The following is a 21095-nucleotide window of genomic DNA, read 5'->3' as shown; positions in this document are numbered from 1 at the left end:
GTTCTAAAGTGGCTTATGAAGCATACAGATCTCCAACTTGAGCAAAGCAAATATGTGAACAAATTATCTAATAAAAAAACCAAATTTGGGTTGAATTTTAAGAAAAATTATTGCATACTTGATTCTGAGCCTGAATATAAAAAACCTTTCTGTGAAAGGCGACAAAAATTACATGAAATCACACGAAACTTCTGTTAAAGTACGATATGCCGAAACCGATCAAATGGGAGTGGTACATCATAGTATTTATCCGCAATACCTTGAAATTGCTAGACTTAACTGGCTAGATACACTTGGCATCTCTTACAAAAGTATGGAAGAGGAAGGGATAATGTTGCCGGTATTCGAATTAAATTTAAAATATCACAAACCGGTTACTTTTGATGAAAATATCAGGATAGAAACGCGCCTTCGCCAAGAGCCAAATGTTAAAATTATCTTTGACTATTCTCTCTACAATGAACAGGGAAATCTGGTAACTACTGGCTACACTGTACTCGTGTTTATGGATGCCAAAACGAGGAAGCCGGTTAGGTGTCCAAAATATATGTTAGAGGCACTTGGTTATTGATCTTCCAATCCTGAAATCTCAACTTTATAGGTATTGTCGAACTTAGTATAAATGCTTTCGACATCACTTTTTCGAACCGCAATATATATTTTGCAATCCAGTTCCAGTTTTTGGTCAATGACGTTCAAATTGTTTTTTTTGATCACCTGCATGACTTTGTTCATTTCGGGATAATCAAATTTTATTACGAAAACCTCGTCGATCGTTCGCTTCAGAATATTTGAAGATTCCAGAGCCATTTGCGCTGCAGTTTTATAGGCATTAATGAGTCCGCCAACTCCTAACTTTACTCCGCCGAAATATCGAACTACGACTATGAGAATATTGGTGACATCAAAGCTTTGTATCTGCCCATAGATTGGCATTCCTGCTGAGTTTGATGGCTCTCCATCATCATTTGCACGATAGTGGTGATCTTCTTCGGCTTTACCTGTTTGCCAGGCGTAACACCAGTGTCTCGCTTTGTGGTGGGATGCACGTAATTCTTCCAGATGTTTTGCCGCCTCTTCTTCAGTTTTAATTGGAAATGCATATCCAAAGAATTTAGAATTACGATCCTTAAATAATACTTCCGGGGAGGCTTCAGTAATAGTTTGATATGTGTCTTTCATATGGCTGAATTCGCTACTAGAATTATACTAATCATAGCTAGAATAAGGCCTATCCAGTTTTTCCGAATAAGTTTTTCTTTAAAAAGCACGATTCCCACGATTGTTGAAAGTGCGACTATACTCACGTGATTGATCGTAAATATAGTTGAGCTCTCGTATCCTTCACTGCGCAATGCCAGAACAAGGAAGTAAATCGAGAAGTAATTTGGTACTCCCAATGCTATGCCGCCAAGTAAATTTTGAAACTGAAATTTTAACTCGCCCCGAACCGCCTGGTAAATCATCACCAGCACACCCAGAAATCCAGCCGTTGCGAAGATGGTCGAACTAAACAGGCCTACATCGGTTTTCGACACATAATTGGTTTCGAGGAATTTTAAACTGGTATCAATAATTCCGCTTCCCAGAAATACGAGCAGTGGAAAAATAAGATTTTGCCATTTTATACTAATTCCATCTTTGGTTTTAATGGAGGTTAGGTATACTGCCACTAATGCAAGTAAAATTCCGGCAATCTTCAGTACTCCGGTGCTTTCATTGTAGAGGAATATTCCGCAGAAAACAGGAATAGCGACCGACATCTTGGTGGCTACTGCTACTACTGATAGTCCGCTTTTCTGGGTGGTGATCGCTGCGAGGTTAAAAACGGTGATAAATAGCACTCCAAGCATCAAAGCCCCGGGAAACCATTTTTCAGAAGGAACCTCAGTAAAATCTGAGCCTTCAATAAATCCAAAAAATCCTACAGCACAGGCGATAAAATAATTGATTACGATCGCCTGCAATGTATTTACCTCGTATTTTTTGTAAAGTCTGAATACGATAAAAATGATCGTGGAAGAAAGAACGCTTAAAAGCAGGTAGATCAAAATAGTTCTTTTTTAGTGGTGAATAGATCGATCACGTCCTCGCGGGTTGGTTCAAGATTCCATACGTGCATTCCCAATGCGGCCGCAGCCTGGGTATTTTCAGCAGTATCATCTATAAACAGGCATTCCTCTGCATTGAGCTTATGTTGCTCAAGCACAAATTCAAATATCTCAGGATTCGGCTTGCGCATTCCTATTTCGTGTGATAGGTAAAATGCATCAAAACAGCTTTTAAACTCCTCGAAAAATGAAATTCTTGACTTTATATTTTCAATATGATTTTCATTGGTATTGCTCAGTAAAATGAGTTCAAACTTCTTTTTTTTTGCTAATTTCTGAAGAAACTGAAGTCGGTATTCCGGGAAATCCAGCAAAATTGAATTCCAGGAATTTAGAAAATCTGAATGCTGTAATTGTGGAAATTCAGTTCGGTAGATGTTTGATATTTCGTCTGAGGTTACAAATCCTTGTTCGTAATCTCGATTGCGGCTATGTATATGTTCTGGCAATTCTTCTATCTGTATCTGCTTCAGGTTTTGCTGAGTTGCAGCTTTATCGAGATTGATAAACACATCCCCGAAATCAAATATTATGGTCTTAATCATTGTCGTTATTTCTGAAGATTTCTAAAAGATCTGCTTCAATTTGATGTGTAGAAGCTGGTTTTAAATCTAGTTTCGGAGCTTTAACACCATCACCAAAGTAGTTGTCACCTGTAAAAACACGCGCTTCATCCCAAAGGTTTGAAGTTATAAATTGCTTTAAAATATTGGCTCCACCTTCCACGAGAAGCGATTGGATCTCCTGTTCATAGCAGATTGTGCAAATTTCCTCGGCGATATTTTCTGAAAATTCAATCTTCTGATAAACAAGGTTTTCTTGTTCTTTTACACTCAGTTTTTCATTTAGAACGATCGTTCTAATTGTGAGATCGAAAAGTGCCAGATCTTTGGGAAGTTTCAATTCCCTGTCAATAACCAGTCGAACAGGCGGAGTTCCCGACCAGTTTCTAACATCTAAGCGAGGATCATCTGCCTTTGCAGTTCCCGTACCTACCAGGATCCCGCTTTCTTCACTACGCCATTTATGCACCAGCTGTTTGCTATACCTGTTCGAAATCCATACCGGTCGATTGGTGTCTTTAGTTTTAGGAGCGAGAAACAGGTCCCGGGTCTGGGCCCATTTCAGAATAATGTAAGGTCTTTGTTTTTTGTGGAAAGTAAAAAACCGTTTGTTGAGCGCATTACATTCCTCTTCAAGAATCCCAACCTGAACTTCTTTTCCAGCCTCCAGTAATTTCTTAATTCCGCGGCCAGCAACTTTTGCAAATGGGTCCATCGTACCAATCACAACCTTTGGGATTCCCCGATCGATTATAAGGTCACTGCAGGGTGGAGTTTTTCCAAAATGACTGCAGGGTTCCAGACTTACATAAATAGTGGAATCTTTTAAGAGCTCCTGATCCTGCACCGAATTAATAGCATTTACCTCGGCATGAGCTTCTCCCGCTTTCTGGTGCCATCCTTCGCCAATAATCCTGTCTTTATGAACGATCACGCTGCCTACCAGCGGATTGGGATAGGTGCTTCCAAGCCCGTTTTCGGCTAGTTGTATACAGCGTTTAATGTATTTTTCGTGTATATTCACAGCACAAAAATAGAATTAATTAGGCAGAATGGATACATGGAAAATTCGGGAAATTAAAGCCGAAGATAATCAGCAGGTTAAGCATTTAATCCAAAGTGTGTTGGTGGAAATGGGAGTTCCTAAGGTTGGAACTGCGTATGAGGACAAAGCTCTGGACGATATGACTGCGGAATATGACGGTGATAGAAAGGCATATTTTATAGTCGAAGAGAACAATAAGGTTATTGGTGGAGCTGGCATTGCTGCTTTAAGAGGAACTGAAGAACCCATTTGTGAACTTCAGAAAATGTATTTCCTGCCTGAAGCACGGGGTAGAGGAATTGGGACGAAAATGATCAATACCTGTATGGATTTTGGCAGGCAGCATTCTTTTGAGAAATGTTATATAGAAACACTTCCCTACATGGAAAATGCTCGTAAACTTTATCATAAGAGCGGATTTGAAACTGTGGAAAAGCCCGTAGGTGATACCGGTCATTACAACTGTACAGTTTATATGCTTAGAGATCTGTAAAGCCGGAAAATTGATGCAATTATCAGATTTTAAAAAAGTATTTTTTGAAGAACTTTCAGATTTTTATCCTGAAACTGAAGTGCAATCCTTCTATTTTTTATTGACGCAGCATTATCTGGGAAAAACAAGAATTAACCTGGCGCTCGAACCTAAATATGAGCTTTCAGAAGCGCAAAGGGAGCAATTTAAGGAGACATTACTGAGGCTAAAGAAATATGAGCCTATTCAACATATTCTGGAAGAGACAGAATTCTACGGACTCAGGTTCAAAGTAAGCAAGGATGTACTTATACCCAGACCGGAAACTGAAGAGCTGGTATTATGGATTCTTGAGGACCTTGCTTCGGAAGAGAAATCCATCAGGATCCTGGATATTGGATCGGGTAGTGGTTGTATCCCGGTAAGCCTGGCGAAAAATTTAAATACTGCGGAAGTACATTCCTGGGACGTTTCAGAAGAAGCATTAAAAATTGCTGTTTTTAATGCTAAGATCAATGACGTAGACGTAAATTTTCAATTGAAGGATATTCTGGAAACTGAAGATCTGGAGCAGGAATATGATCTCATCGTTTCCAACCCGCCCTATGTGCGTAATCTGGAAAAGAAGGAGATGCATTCCAATGTGCTTGATCACGAGCCTGCACTTGCATTATATGTGAACAATGAAGATGCACTCATTTTTTACAGGAAAATAAGCGAACTGGCTGCAAAAAACCTCAAAATTGGCGGGAGTTTATATTTCGAGATCAACCAGTATCTGGGTGAAGAAACTTTGCAGTTAGTACAGGGATTTGGTTTTGAAGCAGAATTAAAAAAGGATATTTTTGGGAACGACCGAATGCTAAAAGCAATTAGAACTAATGGAGGAGAATTATAACATTATTGAAAATGTAGCGGTCTTCTGCGCGAGTAGCGACGGAGTAGATCCAGAAATATTTAAAACAGCCCGCGTAGTAGGCGAAGAGCTCGCAAGGAGAGATATTCGGCTTATCTATGGTGGCAGTAAATTGGGTTTAATGGGTCAGGTTGCCGAAGGAGTCATGGAAAACGGAGGATTCGCAACCGGAGTTATTCCGGAATTTTTAAAGACCAAGGAGGTAGTGCATACAGGTTTGGACAGGTTAATTACTACTAAGGATATGCACGAGCGTAAATTGACCATGAACGAACTTAGCGATGCTTTTATCACCTTGCCCGGAGGTTTTGGTACGCTGGAGGAGTTATTCGAGATCGTTACCTGGGCTCAGCTTGGTTTGCATCGTAAGCCTATTGGTTTGCTGAATATTAATGGATTCTATGACGACCTTCTTAGTATGCTTAAAAAAATGACCGCCAAGGGTCTGCTGAAAGAGGAGAATCTTGAGATCTTACTGGTGGCTGATAATATGGAAGAATTACTGAAGCTGATGCATAATTATAAAGCCAGGCCAGTTCCTAAATGGATGAATAAAAACCAAACCTGATATGAAGATCCATAAACTTTGTCTATACACTTCAGATGTCGCACGTCAATACTCATTTTACAAAGATGATCTTGGAATGGAGATTATCAATTATGAAGAAGATAGTTTTGAAGTACAATGCGGATTTTCAATTCTAAGATTCGAATTTAGGGAAAATAGTGTGCCAACGCACTTCGCTTTTCATATACCAGATGAGCAGGAACAGGAGGCGCTTAACTGGTTGAAAACAGTAGTTCCGGTTCTAAAGTATAATGATGAGCAGATCATCGATTTCAGTAACTGGAATGCGAAGTCGGTTTATTTTTATGATAAAGATCGAAACATTGTAGAGTTTATCTCTCGCAGAAATTTTAGCAAACCTGAGCTTGGAGTTTTTACTGCTGAAAATATCGTAGGAATTGCAGAGATAGGTATGGCGACATCTAATATCAAGAAAGTTTTTAAGCAATTGAATGTTGAAAGTGATCTGCATAAATATGACGGAGATTACGAGCATTTTTGCGCAATTGGAGAAGATTCAGGCTTATTTATTGTCGTAAACAAGCATAATAAGGAGTGGTTTCCTACCAATGATAACGCAGATCCTTCAGATTTTAAACTGGACTTCGAGCATGAAAATGATAAATTTCAGCTGAAGTTCGAGAATGATACAGTAACAATTTCCGAATAAGAAAAAGAGAATATGGACGCGGAAAAAAAGATAAAGGCTTTAAGAGAAGAATTACAACAGCATAATTACAATTATTATGTGCTGGACAAGCCTCAAATAAGTGACTATGATTTTGACATGAAGCTGAAGGAATTGCAGCAGCTGGAAGATCAAAATCCAGATCTATTCGATGAAAATTCACCTACTCAACGCGTGGGTGGTACGGTTACCAAAAACTTTGAAACCATCGTTCATGATCAACGTATGTATTCGCTTTCAAATTCCTATTCAAAAGAAGAACTGGAAGATTGGGAGAAACGTATTCGTAAAAGCGTGGATGGCGATATATCTTATGTCTGCGAATTAAAATATGATGGTGCTTCTATAAGCCTTACTTATGAAAACGGTAAATTATCCCGTGCGTTAACACGTGGTGATGGATTTCAGGGTGATGAGGTTACCAGTAATGTTCGGACGATTCGCTCGGTTCCATTAAAACTGAAGGGTGATTTCCCGGAACGTTTCGATATTCGGGGAGAGATCGTTTTGCCTTATGAAGGTTTTGCGAAAATGAATGCTGAGAGAGTGGAAGCCGGGGAAGAACCCTACGCAAATCCAAGAAATACAGCTTCCGGAAGTTTGAAACTACAGGATAGTGCCGAGGTGGCTCGTCGCCCGCTGGAATGTTTGCTTTACAGCATCGTTGGAAATAATCTGAATATCAAATCACAATACGAAGGTCTGGAAATGGCCAGGAAATGGGGTTTTAAAGCTCCGGCAGAATCAGAATTGAAATCATCTATTGAGGAGGTTTTTGAATATATTAATTATTGGGATAAGCACCGTCATGATCTTCCATATGAAACAGATGGCGTGGTGATTAAAGTAAATGATCTCCATCAACAGGATGAGCTTGGCCACACGGCTAAATCTCCGCGTTGGGCAATTGCCTACAAATTCAAGGCAGAACAGGAATCTACCACACTGGATAAAATCACTTACCAGGTTGGAAGAACTGGCGCGATCACACCTGTCGCAAACCTGCAGCCTGTGCAACTCGCCGGGACGGTAGTACGTCGTGCATCCTTGCATAACGCAGATCAAATTGAAAAGCTTGACATCCGGGAAGGAGATACCGTATACGTTGAAAAAGGCGGAGAAATTATTCCGAAGATCGTAGGTGTAGATTTTGCGCAGCGCGACCCTGATTCCAGTCCTACAGCATATGCTTCTCGCTGTCCTGAGTGTGATACAGAACTTATACGGAATGAAGGGGAAGCGCAGCATTATTGTCCAAATACCAATGGATGTCCTCCGCAAATCATAGGTAGAATTCAGCATTATATATCCCGAAAGGCGATGGATATAGAAGGTCTTGGAGGAGAAACTGTTGCTTTGCTAGTTACCGCTAGGCTCATTCATAATTATGCAGATCTTTATACGCTCAAGAAAGAGGATATTCTTCCGCTAGAAAGAATGGCGGAAAAGTCGGCAGAGAATCTTATTACCGGTATAGAAAGATCCAGAGAGATCCCATTTGAAAGAGTTTTATTCGGACTAGGGATTAGATATGTAGGAGAAACGGTAGCTAAGAAACTCGCCAAACACTTTAAATCGGTTGAAGCTTTGATGGCTGCCAGCAAAGAAGAGTTGGAGAATATTGATGAAATTGGTGAACGTATTGCCTGGAGCGTTGGTGATTTCTTCAGTAATGCTGAAAACAGGAAGAATGTGGAGCGACTTCGGGAATATGGAATACAAATGGAAATTTCCGCAGAGAAACTGGCGAATCAAACCAGTATCCTGGAAGGGAACACGTTTGTAATTTCCGGAGTTTTTAACAAGGTTTCCAGAAATGATCTAAAAAAGCTCATTGAAGATAACGGCGGAAAAGTTTCCAGTTCGATATCGTCCAAAACTAACTATTTGGTGGCTGGTGAAAACATGGGGCCGAGTAAGCTTGCCAAGGCAGAAAAACTGGGTACTCAAATGTTGAGTGAAGATGGATTTCTGGCTATGCTAGATAAATAGAATGCTGTGAAAAAGTTTTTCTTTCTTCTGATTTTTATGCAAACTGGTTTCTTTTGCAGGGCACAGTCCATCCCTGAAGATTTTGTATACCTGAAAGACGTGCTACCATTTGCGATCGAAGAAGTACGTTATGCAGGTGAGCATAATTTTACAGGAAGACCAGTTCCCGGATATGAGTCAGCGCGGATCATTCTGACGACAAAAGCTGCGGAAGCCTTAAAAAATGTACAGCAAGAACTTATTCAGAAGGATTTGATGCTAAAGGTTTTCGATGCTTACCGACCTCAGACTGCCGTTAATGAGTTTGTAGTATGGGCTCGAAAACCCGGGGATACCCTGGCAAAAAATGAATTTTATCCTGATGTTAAAAAAAGCAGGCTGTTCGAACTTGGGTATATCGCCTCAAAATCTGGACATTCCAGGGGTGGCACTGTAGATCTTACTTTGGTAAACGCGAACACCTGTAAGGAATTGGATATGGGTGGTGCCTACGATTTTTTCGGAGAAATATCTCATCATCGTTCAACTTCGGTCACTTCAGAACAAAAAGAAAACAGGGAGCTTTTAAGAACAGTGATGCTTAAAAATGGTTTCCGAAGTTATTCTGAAGAATGGTGGCATTATACTCTAAATGCCGAACCCTTTCCTTATCAATATTTCGACTTTCCAATAAAATAATTATACCGCAAGCTTTACACCGTCTGCGGAAGATTTTTTTCCATTTTGAAAGAAGAAATCAACTCTGCCCAGATACACGCCATAACAGCCAACCTGGTTCACTAGGACTGGGTTTCCTGCCTTATTGGTTTCCACAGTCGGTTTATCAAGAAACGTATGGGTATGTCCTCCAATGATAAGGTCAATGTTTTCTGTAGCTCTCGCCAGTTTAATATCCCCGATCTTTTGAGATGAATATTTGTAGCCAAGATGTGACAGACAAATTACCAGGTCACAATTTTCTTCATCCTTAAGAATCCGGCTCATATCGGTAGCGATCTCGATTGGATCTAAATATTCAGTTTCCTTGTAAAGTTTGTTGCTTACCAATCCCTGCAATTCGATCCCAACGCCAAAAACGCCGATCTTTATACCATCTTTAGTGAAAGTGCGGAACTTATCAGTTTTCCCATCCATGATGGTATTGCTGAAGTCATAATTTGATATTACAAAGGGAAACTCTGCATGTGGTAGCTGGGCATATAAACCGTCGATCCCATTATCAAAATCGTGGTTTCCAAGAGTTGCAGCATCATACTTTAGCATGCTCATCAATTTGAATTCCAGTTCACCACCATAGAAATTGAAGTAGGGAGTGCCCTGGAAAATATCTCCGGCATCCAGCAACAATGTATTAGGGTTTTCTCTACGGATTTTCTCTACCAGAGTAGCTCTTCTGGCAACGCCTCCAAGATTCGCATTTCTACCTGCATCTGGACCAAACGCCTCAATATGGCTATGTACATCATTGGTATGCAGGATCGTGATCTGTTGTCTTTCAGGTTTAAATGATAAAGCTGATAGTCCGCCCAGACTCACTAATGCTGTTGCGGCAGCCGTATTCTGAATAAAATCTCTTCTCTTCATGTTACTGTCTTATATAGCGATCATCGATCACACTTCTAATCGTATCAGTTTTACTAAAGTAGTCTATCATCACATTGCGAATCTTGTACTCACTGGAATGGATACTTACAGGATCGGCGAAGAATTTCATGTTATCACCACCACCAACTAGATAATCTGATGTCGCAACAAAATAGGTGCTGTCTTTTAAAATCTGCTGTTCGTTGATCGTCACATTTTTGATCATATAACTGCCGTCAGCGATAATCCTGATTCCGCTTACCGGATGTGCAGTTTTGGCTTTGCTGAGGTAATCCATCATCTCCAGCATTTTTTCACCTTTCAGCTCAGCGATGACCACTTCATTTTCAAAGGGCATTATCTGGTACGCAGTCCGGGTGTTAACATTTCCAACAGGAATTTCTGCACGTATTCCACCATGATTCAGTAAAACCATATCTATACTGTTTCCGGTATTTTTTTCGAATACAGGGTTCACCTGTTCCATCAGTGCATCTGCCATCAGGTTGCCAATAGCCGTATTGAGGTCTCCGTCGCTTTTGGAAAGAAATGAAGGGTTGTAGCTAAGAGGTGAATCAAGAGTTTCGTTAAGGTGTTCCTTGTATGGAGCGATAAATTCAGCAATCTCTGAATCTTCTTCAATACTATTGTCCACAGCAATTCTTTTTCCATCTACCTGCTCTAAATGTTTGAATTCAGTTTTACAGGAGCTCAGCATTAGTACTGAAGCAAATATGATCGTGGTAAGGTGTTTCATTCCATTTCGCATTACTTTTCAAATATAACAAGATTAGCCGGTGAGTCATGTGTTCAGGTTATTTATAAGCGAAAAATTATAAAGATTTGGTTCGTAGTTAGTGCTGTTGAATTTCCAAGACCTTCATTCTTAAGTTATGACTTTACTCAAAGAGTGCGTGTAAACCTATCCATCATTATTCCTTGCTTTCTTTTCTTCTGCCATGGAAAATAGCTTTTCAGGCTTTGCATCATTGGTTTAAAATTTTACAAATTATAGAAAGCTGTTTAATCTGCAGAATCTTGTCTTCGGAAGCCACCTCAAGACATAGTTTGCTTATAGAAATTATTTACATTTGCCCTCCGAAATCATTGAATGATCACGAATAAAATAAAATCGGTTCAGCTAAAGAAAGCCATTGATAAACTGAAGAAGAAGAGGCAATTTGCTACGAATACTTCAAACCGGGTATTGCTGGTTATTTCTGAAGATAATTTTGAAGTCTATAAGAATCTTCAGAATCTTTGGAAAAGTTTAGGTCTGCCTGCAAATGCTTTTGATGTTGTGATCTGCGGAAGTGTTCGTGATTTAGATGATAAAGATCTGTGGCAAGTTAGTTTTAAAGACTTAGGTCTTGATGGCGAAATTAAAAACAAGGATCTGCTGGCGCTTTTGGAATATGAATTTGGATCAGCGATCGTTATAAGCGGCGAAGAAACTTTGCTTTCAAATTATGTGGCTTTAAGATCTGGGGCAACATTTTTGATTGGTAAATCCCCGGATCCTTTTTCGATCCTGGATGTAGAAATTTTTGAAAATGATCCTTCTCTTCTTGAAGCAGAATTGATCAGGTATTATAAAATATTAAAAAATAAAAAGTAATGGAAGCTTTTATTGGTACCGGAGTAGCGCTGGTTACTCCTTTTAATGATGATCTTAGTGTAGATACAAACGCTCTTTCAGCATTAGTGAAGGATCAGATAGAAAATGGGATCGAATACCTGGTGGTTCTAGGGACCACTGCAGAGAGTGCAACCCTTAGTAAGAAAGAAAAGGAGCTTGTAAAAACTGTGATCAAAGAGGCAAACCAGGGTAAACTACCTTTAGTACTTGGAATGGGAGGTAATGATACGGCGGGGCTCGTTGAAGAACTTATCTCAGAAGATCTGGAAGGTTTTGATGCAATACTATCAGTATCTCCATTTTACAACAAACCGACACAGGAAGGAATTTACCGTCATTTTAAGGCAGTAGCTGAAGCTTCACCACTACCGGTTATTCTATACAATGTACCGGGTAGAACTGCAAGTAACATCCTGCCGGAAACCATCAACAGGATCGCCAGAGATTTTAAAAATGTCATTGGTGTAAAAGAAGCCGCTGGAGATATGGTGCAGGCTATGAAATTGATCTCACTTGTTCCTGAAGATTTCCTTGTTATTTCAGGAGATGATATGATCACCTTACCAATGACACTGGCTGGCGGGAAAGGTGTGATCTCGGTAATTGGTCAGGGCTTGCCTAAAGAATTTTCAGAAATGGTACGTCTGGGATTAAAAGGAGAAGTTAGAGAAGCTTACAAATTACATTACCGCATAGCACCTTCCATTGACATGATCTTTGCTGAAGGCAATCCAGCTGGAATCAAAGCTATGCTACATAAAAGATCTCTGGTTAAAAATAATTTGCGACTACCTTTAGTAGAAGCGACCGATGGTCTATATACTAGAATTTCAGCCTTCGTTGAAAGTTTCTAGTCTAAACTGAAGTAAAAATAAATTTTAAAAGACTTTCCTGATACAATAAATGCCCGTAAACAGGGTTATTTGAGTAGATTAGGAAAGTTTTTTTTATACTAACAAAAAATGTATTTTTGCCAGATGTTTTTACGTATCATGAAAAAAGGAATTCTCGCTCTAGGCCTGTTGATGGTCACTATATCTTGTAGTGAATATCAGTCATTGCTTAAAAATGAGGAAACTGCGCCTAAATATACGGCTGCAGAGGAATTATATACCGAAGGTAAAGAAGAAGACGATAATGGAAAGCTACGTAAGGCTTTGCGATTATTGGAGCAGATCGAGCCGGAGTATCGAGGAAAACCTCAGGGTGAACGCCTTGTTTACATTCTTGGAGATACGTATTACCAATTAGGTGATTATTATAATGCGCCTTTCAATTTTGAACGTTTTGTACAATTGTATCCAAATAGCCAGAAGGTAGAAGAGGCCGAGTATAAATCGGCGGTTAGCTATTACAATCGTTCTCCGCGCTTTAACCTGGACCAAACCGATACCAGAAAAGCGATCGAAGAACTTCAGGTTTATCTAAATAAGTATCCGGAAGGAGAATTTGTAGATTCAGCAAATGATTACGCGACAGAGTTGCGAGTGAAGCTGGAGAAGAAAGCATACGAGATCGCAAAGCAGTATCACAAGACCAGATATTATAAGGCGGCAATCGCCTCTTTCAATAACTTCATTGCAGAATATCCTGGATCTCCGTTTAGAGAAGCTGCATATTACTATCGATACGATTCAGCTTACCAGCTGGCGATCAATAGTTTTGAAGTTTTGATGCAGGAAAGACTTGAAAATGCCAGGGAATTTTATAATTCCTACAATAAATACTATCCAGAAGGAGAGTTTACTCAGGACTCTGAGACTTCCATGATGGAAATTGATAAAAGGTTAGAGAATTTTTAATAAAGGAATGATGGATTTTAAAAAAATTGATGCCCCGGTTAACACAACTACTATCAACAAAAATGAAGTAGATGCACCTACCGGAAACATTTACGAGGCGATATCTATCGTAGCGAAAAGAGCTGGACAGATTAATGGTGAGATCAAAAAAGAGCTTCTAGAAAAGCTTGATGAGTTCGCCACTTATAACGATTCTCTTGACGAGATTTTTGAAAACAAAGAGCAGATCGAGGTTTCAAAATTCTACGAAAAACTACCAAAACCGCAATCACTTGCGATCCAGGAGTGGCTTGATGACAAGATCTACTGGAGAAACACTATGGAAACCGAAGAATAGAATCGGTTAACTGATATGTCTGTACTTCAAGGCAAAAAAGTTTTACTCGGCATTACCGGAGGTATTGCTGCCTACAAAACTGCTTCACTGGTACGGCTATTTGTGAAGTCTGGTGCAGAGGTGAGGGTTGTTATGACCCAGGCTGCAAAAGAATTTATCACTCCGCTTACACTTTCAACTCTTTCCAAGAATGAAGTCTATTCTTCGTTTACTAGTGAAGAGGATGAGAATGAACAATGGAACAACCACGTGGAACTCGGCCTTTGGGCCGATTTCATGCTTTTAGCCCCAGCCACAGCGAGCACTCTCTCTAAAATGGCTTCGGGGAACAGCGATAACATATTGCTTGCTACTTATCTTTCAGCTAAATGTGAAGTTTTCTTTGCTCCGGCAATGGATCTTGACATGTATAAACATCCATCTACTGCCAAAAGTTTTGAAACGCTACAGGAATATGGAAATATCATGATTCCTGCAGGAACGGGCGAACTGGCTAGCGGACTTTCAGGAAAAGGTAGAATGGCAGAGCCAGAAGAGATCATTAGCTTTATTGAAGATCATCTGTCTAAAGATCTTCCACTTCGGAACAAGAAAATTGTAATTACTGCAGGACCAACTTATGAAGCCATAGACCCTGTACGATTTATTGGAAATCATTCCAGTGGCAAAATGGGCTTCGCAATTGCTTTAAAGGCGGCAGAAGCTGGCGCTGATGTTGTATTAATTGCAGGTCCTACACATCTTGATATCTCGCATGCTAATATTGAACTTAAAAGAGTTGTAAGTACCAGGGATATGTACGAAGCTGCTCATGCGGAGTTTGAAAACACCGATGTTTTTATTGCTGCGGCAGCTGTAGCCGATTACAGGCCTAAGACAGTTGCAGATCAAAAGATCAAAAAGAACGATCCTTCCCTAAACCTGGAATTAACCAAAACTGAAGATATTCTTGCTTCTCTGGGAGCTATTAAGAAAGATCAGAAGTTGGTAGGTTTCGCTTTAGAGACCAATAATGAGGAAGAGAATGCAAGAAAAAAGCTGGAAAAGAAAAATCTAGATTTTATTGTCTTAAATTCCCTTCAGGATACCGGTGCAGGTTTTAAAGGAGATACCAATAAGATCAGGATCATTTATCCAGATAGAAAACTGGAATTTGACCTTAAAAGTAAAACCGAAGTTGCTCAGGATATCATTACAGAAATAATTAAAATGTATCATGCGTAGAATTGCCTTTCTAGTACTGTTCACCATAATTTCCTATTCGGGAATTGCACAGCAATTAAGTTGCGAGGTAGTGGTGAACGCAGAGCAAACAGGGCAGGCCAATCTTTCTGTATTTAAGACGCTGGAAAGATCGCTGAATGAGTTTATTAACCAGACTACCTGGACAGACAGACGCTTACAGGATCATGAACGTATTAATTGTAGCATGTTCATTACGATTAATAGTTTTGAAGGAGAGAGCTTTAATGGCACTATCCAGATCCAATCTTCCAGACCGGTTTATGGAACCAGTATGATCACTCCGGTTTTTAATTTTAATGACGAACAATTCAGTTTTAGTTACCGGGAGTATCAGCCTTTAAATTATAGTCAGAATACTTACACTAATAATCTGGTTTCTGTAATTTCCTTTTACGTATATACCATTCTTGGACTTGATGCAGATACCTTTGCTCCAGAAGGTGGAACAGCTTTCTTCGAGGAAGCCAACAGGATCGTTACAACTGCCCAGCAGGGAAACTCCCAAGGCTGGAGAGGCTCAGACGGTCAACGTTCGCGTTTCAGGCTGAATGCAGATTTACTAGCGAACACCTATGCAGAATACCGGGAAGCACTTTACGATTATCACAGGTTAGGTCTCGATGTCATGCACGCTGATTTAATGGCCGGGAAAACTGCAATTGCCGAATCTTTGAATAAGCTGGAAGTGATGAACAATCGCAGAAATAACTCTTTGTTGCTTCGTGCTTTCTTTGACTCCAAGGCAGATGAGATTGCTTCTGTCTATACCGGAGGGCCGGCTTATCCTGCGAAGAATGAACTTATCCAAACACTGAATAATATCGCAGCCAGGTATGCCCGTAGCTGGCGAAATATTCAGTAGGAATTTTGGTTGATTACGAGTATTTTCTCTCGTATATTTAGCACAAATTTTAACCGAATTGCTTACATCTCTTTCCATAAAGAATTACGCGCTTATTGAAGATATCACGATGGATCTTCAATCTGGTTTTACGATCATAACCGGGGAAACCGGTGCCGGTAAATCTATCATGCTTGGTGCACTTGGGTTGTTGCTGGGAGATCGCGCAGACTTCAGTAGTATTAGAAATACTGAGAAGAAATGCGTTATCGAAGGTCATTTTAGTATCAAAGATTATGAGTTACAGCAATTCTTTGAAAAAGAGGATCTGGATTATGAGCAAACCAGTATCATTCGGCGTGAAATTTTACCTTCCGGGAAATCCCGTGCGTTTATCAACGATACACCGGTAAAGATTACTTCTTTGCAGAAGCTGGGAACTTCCCTTATCGATATTCATAGTCAGCATGAGACCCTAAGTCTGGGAAATGTCGATTATCAATTTAATGTCATTGATACGATCGCGAAAAATGAAGCAAGTATACTTCAGTATAAAGCCGAATTAAAGGAGTATCGTAAATTTCAGAAGAGATTTGAAGAGCTTAAAGAAGAACAGGCGCAAGCATCGAAAGAATACGATTACAATCTTTTTCTTCTGAATGAACTGCAAGAAGCAGGTTTAAAATCAGGAATGCTGGAAGATCTTGAAGAAAGATATGAGGCTTTAAACAATGTAGAGGAACTTACTGAAAATCTTAGCGCTGCTTTAAGCTCAATTCAGCAGGAAGAAATAGGGAGCCTGGAGACATTAAAGTCGGCTCGATCCCATATTTCAAGAATCGCCAAATTCTCTGGAATCTATGATGATTTTCATGAAAGACTACAAAGCGCGATCATAGAATTAGACGATCTTGAAGCAGAAATGACAGATGCACTGGAAGCTGTGGAAGCAAATCCTGAAGAGCTGGAAAAGGTGAATCAGCAATTGCAGGTGATCTATAATTTACAAAAAAAGCATAATGCTGAAAGTGTAGAAGAACTACTGCAAATAGCTGAAGATCTTCAGCAGAAAGTTTCAGTAACAGAAAATGCGGAAGCCGCTTTGGAAGAAGCTGAGAAAGCGATCAAAAAGCAATTCACCATTATATCTGCAACTGCAGAAAAACTACATAAGAATCGTTTAAAAATTACCCCGGCATTTATAGAGCAAACGGAAATCATACTTAAAGACCTGGGAATGCCGAATGCAAGGCTCAACATAGAACTTAGTACTACACCAGAATTCCTGAGTAATGGGAGTGATAAGCTCGAATGGTTCCTGGCGGCGAATAAAGGTGGTAGTTTTAAAGAGATCAAGAAAGCAGCATCAGGTGGAGAACTTTCCAGAATCATGCTGGCAGTGAAAAGCATACTTGCAGCACAAAGTAAACTACCAACGATCATATTTGATGAAATTGATACTGGTGTTTCTGGTGATATTGCCCATAAAATGGGTGAGATTCTAGCGAGAATGGGTGCTAATATGCAGGTGATCGCGATCACCCATTTACCACAAATAGCCGGTAAGGGAAGTTCACATTTTAAGATATTTAAAGAAGACAGCGAGGTTGCAACTCAAACTAAGATCGTAAAACTGGAACAGGATCAAAGAATCGATGAACTGGCGATGATGCTTGGAGGTACTAGCGGAAGTGATTCTGCACGTGCACATGCAAAAGCCCTGTTGAATTGATACCATATCATCTGAAGCTTAAAAGGCGGGGGATTTATTTCAACTTTGCTATATTTACAGGCTTAACAACCACAAAAATTAAATCACATGTCATATAACCTGCTAAAAGGTAAAAGAGGAATCATATTTGGTGCATTGGACGAAAATTCAATTGCCTGGAAAACAGCGGAAAGAGTTCACGAAGAAGGTGGAACTTTTGTGCTAACGAATGCTCCAATCGCAATGAGAATGGGAAGTATTAAACAACTGGCTGAAAAAACCGGTTCTGAGATCATTCCTGCAGATGCTACCAAAGTAGAAGATCTTGAAAACCTAGTAGAGAAGTCCATGGAGATCCTTGGAGGGAAGATCGACTTCGTTCTTCATTCTATCGGGATGTCTGTGAATGTTCGTAAAGGAAAACATTATACAGATATGAACTACGACTTCACGACCAAAGGTTGGGATGTTTCTGCAGTTTCTTTCCATAAAACCATGCAGGTATTGTATAAGAAAGATGCCATGAACGAGTGGGGAAGCATCGTAGCGCTAAGTTATATGGCGGCACAACGTGTATTCCCGGACTATAACGATATGGCAGATAACAAGGCATATCTGGAGTCTATTGCGCGTAGTTTCGGTTATTTCTTCGGAAAGGATAAAAAAGTGAGAGTGAATACCATTTCTCAATCTCCAACGCCAACTACAGCAGGAACTGGAGTTAAAGGCTTCGATGGTTTTATTGCATTTGCAGAAAAAATGTCTCCACTTGGAAATGCCACCGCTTTGGAGTGTGCAGATTACACCCTGACTTTATTCTCAGATCTTACTAAAAAGGTAACTCTTCAAAATCTATATCATGATGGTGGATTCTCGAATACGGGAGTTAGCCAGGAGGTCATGGAAAATTTCGTTGAAGATTCAGAATAATTAAAGTCCATACATAAACTGCCGGAACCTGAACATTATGTTCGGCTTCCGGCAGTTCTATTTTAAATAATCAAGATGCAGCCAGAATATTCATTTGTGATCCCTGTTTATAACAGACCTGACGAGATCAGGGAGTTATTGCAGAGCATGCTAAAGATGCGTGCGCCGGTTCCATTTGAAGTGGTGATCGTTGAAGATGGCTCTACAAATTCTTCGGAAGCTGTTGTTGCAGAGTTTCAGGATCGATTATTTTTAAGTTATTACAACAAAGAAAACTCAGGGCCAGGCGATAGCAGGAATTATGGAATGAGAAAAGCCCAGGCTCCATATTTCCTAATTCTGGATTCAGACGTGCTGATGCCTGAAGATTATCTCGAAGAGGTTCATCAATTTTTATCTTCCAGTTTTTACGATTGTTTTGGAGGGCCAGATGCTGCTCATGAATCCTTTTCGAACACTCAGAAGGCTATAGATTACAGTATGACATCTTTGTTTACCACTGGTGGAATACGCGGAGGAAAGAAAGCTGTAGATGAATTCCAGCCCCGCAGTTTCAATATGGGCTTAAGCAAGAAGGCATTTGAAATCAGTGATGGATTTGGTAGAATACATCCCGGAGAAGATCCAGATTTGAGCCTGAGGTTAGAGAAATCGGGGGTTAAAAGTTGTTTGATCCCGAAGGCGCGGGTATTTCATAAACGACGAATAGACTGGAAAAAGTTTTTTGTACAAGTTAAGAAGTTCGGGATGGTGCGGCCAGTTTTGAACAAATGGCATCCTGGATCTGCGAAGATCACTTATTGGTTTCCTTCATTATTCATGATAGGACTCATACTCTCTATCATCTTTTTATATGCGGGTTTTAGTTTCTTTACAGGCTGTTATCTTATTTATTTCCTAATTATTGCTGTGGATGCAGCGATACGAAATAAAAGTCTATATATTGGATTATTGGCTGTAAAAGCGGTGATTATCCAGTTTTCAGGATATGGCTATGGTTTTATAGTGTCCAATTTTCATATAAATATTCAGAAGCAGGAACCGGAAGAAGCATTTCCACAATTATTTTTCAAAAAGCATGGCAACCAGGAATAGAAGAAGAAGGTTCAAGAAATCAAGCATAAAGACATTCGGTTTTTTCCTGATCTTTTCTGCGATCGTGTGGGTGCTGGTACAGTTTTCTAAGACGTATACTCAGGTGATCGAAGTTCCGGTTAATTATCTCAATGTTCCCCTGGATAAAAGTATTTCTGAAGAGCGACCCGATCATGTGGATCTTCAACTTCAGGATAATGGCTTCAGTATCTATTATTATAAAATATTCAATCCAAAGCTTGATATAGATCTTTCCGAAGCTACTGAAAATGATAAGAACCTGATCTATTCTATTGAAAATCATATCACGGTGATTGAACAGCAACTGAAGGTGACCCTGGAAGATTCAAGGATCATCCAGAATGAGATCGTGATTCCTTTTCAATTTAAGAAAGAAAAAATGCTGAAGATCATCTCGAATATTGAGGTGAGTTACGCCGTAGGTTATTCGGCAGATGAGCCTCTTCAACTGGTTCCCGATTCAGTAAAAGTTAGTGGACCCGAAGAAGTGATTGCCAATTTAAGTTCGATACCTACTTTAAAGAAAAAACTGCAGAATGTAAATTCAGATCTTGACGGGAGTGTTAAACTGGACACTACGGGCTATGGTGAATTAAGTTTCTATGAAAATAGCATACGGTATACGCAGGAAGTTGAAAAATTTACTGAAGGAAAAGCTGAAATCCCGGTAGAGGTCATTAACGTTCCAGATAATCTTAACCTGGCATACTTCCCGAAGTCTGTTGTCGTGTATTACCAGGTAAACCTAGAAGAATTTGAAAAAGTTGGAGCTTCTGATTTTTCCGTAGTCTGTGATTATAAAAGTGTGAAGGAAGGTGATGACTATATGATCGCACAGATCAAAAGCAAGCCGAAATTTGTAAACAACATTCGGTTAAATGAACGTAGGATTCAATTTGTGATCAAACGATGAAAATAGTAGGACTTACCGGAGGTATTGGAAGTGGGAAAACTACGGTGGCAGGTTTTTTTAAAGATCTGGGTATCCCGGTCTATATTGCAGACGATGCCGGGAAAAGATTGCTGGCAGAAAGTTCAGATATAAGAGAAAAAGTTAGCGAATTGTTAGGTGCAGCTGCATACAAGGATAAAGTTCCTGATAGAAAGTATATCGCAAATAAAGTGTTTAACGATAAGGAACTGCTGGAAAAACTGAATGCTATTATACACCCGGCAGTTGCTAGCGACTTTCAAGATTGGGTTTCAAAGCAAACTTCAGAATATATCATTTACGAGGCAGCTATTCTTTTTGAAGCCGGAGGTTATAAGAAATGCGATCTCAGCATACTGGTAACTGCTCTACATAAGTTAAAAATTGGAAGACTTCAGAAAAGAGATGATAGTACGGTAGAGGAAATCGAAGCCAGAATGGGTCACCAGTGGCCTGATGAAAAGAAAGCTGAACTGGCCGATTTTCTTATAGAAAACAAGGATTTACAGCAAACTAAACTACAGGTTAGTGATATCCATATCCAAATCTTAAAAGCACGCGAAAATTGAAGGAAGTTCTGTTAACATTTGGTTAAACAGCTTAA

General features: G+C 39.8%; 24 protein-coding genes. 18 read left to right on the top strand and 6 right to left on the bottom strand.

Annotated features, from left to right (window positions below):
* The first annotated feature begins 172 nt into the window (after positions 1–172).
* Entirely contained in the window at positions 173–571 is a 399-nt protein-coding gene (locus JM79_RS11925) for a thioesterase family protein (protein ID WP_141878361.1), read from the top strand.
* On the opposite strand, the gene JM79_RS11920 is transcribed toward JM79_RS11925, so the two are convergent.
* The 4 genes from JM79_RS11920 to ribD are packed head-to-tail and all read right to left on the bottom strand — an operon-like array spanning position 565 to position 3698.
* Complete coding sequence (locus JM79_RS11920) at positions 565–1182, bottom strand: YigZ family protein (RefSeq protein WP_141878360.1); 618 nt, start codon at positions 1180–1182, stop codon at positions 565–567. The two genes, JM79_RS11925 and JM79_RS11920, sit on opposite strands and share 7 nt — an antisense overlap.
* Entirely contained in the window at positions 1179–2051 is an 873-nt protein-coding gene (locus JM79_RS11915; RefSeq protein ID WP_141878359.1) for an EamA family transporter, read from the bottom strand. Before JM79_RS11915 ends, JM79_RS11920 begins: the two co-directional genes overlap by 4 nt.
* A complete protein-coding gene (locus tag JM79_RS11910) occupies positions 2048–2656 on the bottom strand; it encodes an HAD family phosphatase (RefSeq protein WP_141878358.1) in 609 nt (202 codons plus the stop codon). The genes JM79_RS11915 and JM79_RS11910 overlap by 4 nt, the downstream gene beginning before the upstream one ends.
* Positions 2649–3698, bottom strand: coding sequence for a bifunctional diaminohydroxyphosphoribosylaminopyrimidine deaminase/5-amino-6-(5-phosphoribosylamino)uracil reductase RibD (gene ribD / locus JM79_RS11905; protein ID WP_141878357.1), 1050 nt, complete (start codon positions 3696–3698; stop codon positions 2649–2651). The genes JM79_RS11910 and ribD overlap by 8 nt, the downstream gene beginning before the upstream one ends.
* A gap of 28 nt (positions 3699–3726) precedes the next feature.
* On the opposite strand from ribD, the gene JM79_RS11900 reads away from it, so the two are divergent.
* The 6 genes from JM79_RS11900 to JM79_RS11875 are packed head-to-tail and all read left to right on the top strand — an operon-like array spanning position 3727 to position 9033.
* Positions 3727–4212, top strand: a complete 486-nt coding sequence (locus tag JM79_RS11900; protein WP_141878356.1) for a GNAT family N-acetyltransferase — start codon at positions 3727–3729, stop codon at positions 4210–4212.
* Positions 4213–4225: 13 nt separating this feature from the next.
* Entirely contained in the window at positions 4226–5089 is an 864-nt protein-coding gene (prmC, locus tag JM79_RS11895; RefSeq protein ID WP_141878355.1) for a peptide chain release factor N(5)-glutamine methyltransferase, read from the top strand.
* A complete protein-coding gene (locus tag JM79_RS11890; protein ID WP_141878354.1) occupies positions 5073–5675 on the top strand; it encodes a TIGR00730 family Rossman fold protein in 603 nt (200 codons plus the stop codon). Before prmC ends, JM79_RS11890 begins: the two co-directional genes overlap by 17 nt.
* 1 nt (position 5676) lies before the next feature.
* On the top strand, positions 5677–6345 hold the full coding sequence (locus tag JM79_RS11885) for a VOC family protein (protein ID WP_141878353.1): 669 nt from the start codon (positions 5677–5679) through the stop codon (positions 6343–6345).
* Positions 6346–6357: 12 nt separating this feature from the next.
* Entirely contained in the window at positions 6358–8355 is a 1998-nt protein-coding gene (gene ligA / locus JM79_RS11880; RefSeq protein WP_141878352.1) for an NAD-dependent DNA ligase LigA, read from the top strand.
* Between the two features lie 6 nt (positions 8356–8361).
* Positions 8362–9033: a M15 family metallopeptidase gene (locus tag JM79_RS11875; RefSeq protein WP_260443428.1), complete on the top strand. Its 672-nt coding sequence runs from the start codon at positions 8362–8364 to the stop codon at positions 9031–9033.
* Here the strand turns inward: JM79_RS11875 and JM79_RS11870 are convergent, their stop codons facing one another.
* Together JM79_RS11870 and JM79_RS11865 are read right to left on the bottom strand one after the other, a co-directional pair.
* Entirely contained in the window at positions 9034–9939 is a 906-nt protein-coding gene (locus tag JM79_RS11870; RefSeq protein ID WP_141878351.1) for a metallophosphoesterase, read from the bottom strand.
* A gap of 1 nt (position 9940) precedes the next feature.
* On the bottom strand, positions 9941–10696 hold the full coding sequence (locus JM79_RS11865) for a 5'-nucleotidase (protein ID WP_260443427.1): 756 nt from the start codon (positions 10694–10696) through the stop codon (positions 9941–9943).
* A gap of 354 nt (positions 10697–11050) precedes the next feature.
* Between JM79_RS11865 and JM79_RS11860 the strand changes: the two genes are divergently transcribed.
* From JM79_RS11860 to coaE, 11 genes are all read left to right on the top strand, one after another.
* A complete protein-coding gene (locus tag JM79_RS11860; protein WP_141878349.1) occupies positions 11051–11557 on the top strand; it encodes a hypothetical protein in 507 nt (168 codons plus the stop codon).
* A complete protein-coding gene (gene dapA / locus JM79_RS11855) occupies positions 11557–12432 on the top strand; it encodes a 4-hydroxy-tetrahydrodipicolinate synthase (RefSeq protein WP_141878348.1) in 876 nt (291 codons plus the stop codon). The genes JM79_RS11860 and dapA overlap by 1 nt, the downstream gene beginning before the upstream one ends.
* Positions 12433–12570: 138 nt before the next feature.
* The gene (gene bamD / locus JM79_RS11850) at positions 12571–13380 is read left to right on the top strand and encodes an outer membrane protein assembly factor BamD (protein ID WP_260443426.1); all 810 of its coding nucleotides are present in this window, start codon (positions 12571–12573) and stop codon (positions 13378–13380) included.
* A 10-nt stretch (positions 13381–13390) separates the two neighbouring features.
* The gene (locus tag JM79_RS11845) at positions 13391–13717 is read left to right on the top strand and encodes a DNA-directed RNA polymerase subunit omega (protein ID WP_141879238.1); all 327 of its coding nucleotides are present in this window, start codon (positions 13391–13393) and stop codon (positions 13715–13717) included.
* Between the two features lie 15 nt (positions 13718–13732).
* Positions 13733–14941 (top strand): bifunctional phosphopantothenoylcysteine decarboxylase/phosphopantothenate--cysteine ligase CoaBC, encoded by a 1209-nt coding sequence (gene coaBC, locus JM79_RS11840; RefSeq protein ID WP_141878346.1) that lies wholly within the window; start codon positions 13733–13735, stop codon positions 14939–14941.
* Entirely contained in the window at positions 14934–15824 is an 891-nt protein-coding gene (locus JM79_RS11835; protein WP_141878345.1) for a DUF4835 family protein, read from the top strand. Before coaBC ends, JM79_RS11835 begins: the two co-directional genes overlap by 8 nt.
* 58 nt (positions 15825–15882) lie before the next feature.
* Entirely contained in the window at positions 15883–17535 is a 1653-nt protein-coding gene (gene recN, locus JM79_RS11830) for a DNA repair protein RecN (protein WP_141878344.1), read from the top strand.
* Between the two features lie 87 nt (positions 17536–17622).
* Positions 17623–18444 carry an SDR family oxidoreductase gene (locus JM79_RS11825; RefSeq protein ID WP_141878343.1) on the top strand — a complete coding sequence of 274 codons (822 nt, stop codon included), beginning with the start codon at positions 17623–17625 and terminating at the stop codon, positions 18442–18444.
* A 75-nt stretch (positions 18445–18519) separates the two neighbouring features.
* Positions 18520–19539 carry a glycosyltransferase gene (locus JM79_RS11820; protein WP_141878342.1) on the top strand — a complete coding sequence of 340 codons (1020 nt, stop codon included), beginning with the start codon at positions 18520–18522 and terminating at the stop codon, positions 19537–19539.
* Positions 19523–20473: a YbbR-like domain-containing protein gene (locus JM79_RS11815; RefSeq protein ID WP_141878341.1), complete on the top strand. Its 951-nt coding sequence runs from the start codon at positions 19523–19525 to the stop codon at positions 20471–20473. Before JM79_RS11820 ends, JM79_RS11815 begins: the two co-directional genes overlap by 17 nt.
* Positions 20470–21060, top strand: a complete 591-nt coding sequence (gene coaE, locus JM79_RS11810) for a dephospho-CoA kinase (RefSeq protein ID WP_141878340.1) — start codon at positions 20470–20472, stop codon at positions 21058–21060. Before JM79_RS11815 ends, coaE begins: the two co-directional genes overlap by 4 nt.
* The last annotated feature ends 35 nt before the right edge of the window (positions 21061–21095 follow it).

The sequence above is a fragment of the Gramella sp. Hel_I_59 genome (assembly GCF_006714895.1).
GTDB lineage: Bacteria > Bacteroidota > Bacteroidia > Flavobacteriales > Flavobacteriaceae > Christiangramia.
The sequence above is the reverse complement of the archived record's forward strand: the minus strand, read 5'-3'. Positions and strand labels throughout refer to the sequence as shown.

Bases quoted from the DNA above. Each gene is read 5' to 3' on its own strand.
- JM79_RS11925 (WP_141878361.1), top strand. From the start codon at position 173: ATGAAATCACACGAAACTTCTGTTAAAGTACGATATGCCGAAACCGAT.
- JM79_RS11920 (WP_141878360.1), bottom strand. From the start codon at position 1,182: ATGAAAGACACATATCAAACTATTACTGAAGCCTCCCCGGAAGTATTA.
- JM79_RS11910 (WP_141878358.1), bottom strand. From the start codon at position 2,656: ATGATTAAGACCATAATATTTGATTTCGGGGATGTGTTTATCAATCTC.
- JM79_RS11900 (WP_141878356.1), top strand. From the start codon at position 3,727: ATGGATACATGGAAAATTCGGGAAATTAAAGCCGAAGATAATCAGCAG.
- prmC (WP_141878355.1), top strand. From the start codon at position 4,226: ATGCAATTATCAGATTTTAAAAAAGTATTTTTTGAAGAACTTTCAGAT.
- JM79_RS11890 (WP_141878354.1), top strand. From the start codon at position 5,073: ATGGAGGAGAATTATAACATTATTGAAAATGTAGCGGTCTTCTGCGCG.
- JM79_RS11885 (WP_141878353.1), top strand. From the start codon at position 5,677: ATGAAGATCCATAAACTTTGTCTATACACTTCAGATGTCGCACGTCAA.
- ligA (WP_141878352.1), top strand. From the start codon at position 6,358: ATGGACGCGGAAAAAAAGATAAAGGCTTTAAGAGAAGAATTACAACAG.
- JM79_RS11870 (WP_141878351.1), bottom strand. From the start codon at position 9,939: ATGAAGAGAAGAGATTTTATTCAGAATACGGCTGCCGCAACAGCATTA.
- JM79_RS11865 (WP_260443427.1), bottom strand. From the start codon at position 10,696: ATGAAACACCTTACCACGATCATATTTGCTTCAGTACTAATGCTGAGC.
- JM79_RS11860 (WP_141878349.1), top strand. From the start codon at position 11,051: ATGATCACGAATAAAATAAAATCGGTTCAGCTAAAGAAAGCCATTGAT.
- dapA (WP_141878348.1), top strand. From the start codon at position 11,557: ATGGAAGCTTTTATTGGTACCGGAGTAGCGCTGGTTACTCCTTTTAAT.
- bamD (WP_260443426.1), top strand. From the start codon at position 12,571: ATGAAAAAAGGAATTCTCGCTCTAGGCCTGTTGATGGTCACTATATCT.
- JM79_RS11845 (WP_141879238.1), top strand. From the start codon at position 13,391: ATGGATTTTAAAAAAATTGATGCCCCGGTTAACACAACTACTATCAAC.
- coaBC (WP_141878346.1), top strand. From the start codon at position 13,733: ATGTCTGTACTTCAAGGCAAAAAAGTTTTACTCGGCATTACCGGAGGT.
- JM79_RS11835 (WP_141878345.1), top strand. From the start codon at position 14,934: ATGCGTAGAATTGCCTTTCTAGTACTGTTCACCATAATTTCCTATTCG.
- JM79_RS11825 (WP_141878343.1), top strand. From the start codon at position 17,623: ATGTCATATAACCTGCTAAAAGGTAAAAGAGGAATCATATTTGGTGCA.
- JM79_RS11820 (WP_141878342.1), top strand. From the start codon at position 18,520: ATGCAGCCAGAATATTCATTTGTGATCCCTGTTTATAACAGACCTGAC.
- JM79_RS11815 (WP_141878341.1), top strand. From the start codon at position 19,523: ATGGCAACCAGGAATAGAAGAAGAAGGTTCAAGAAATCAAGCATAAAG.
- coaE (WP_141878340.1), top strand. From the start codon at position 20,470: ATGAAAATAGTAGGACTTACCGGAGGTATTGGAAGTGGGAAAACTACG.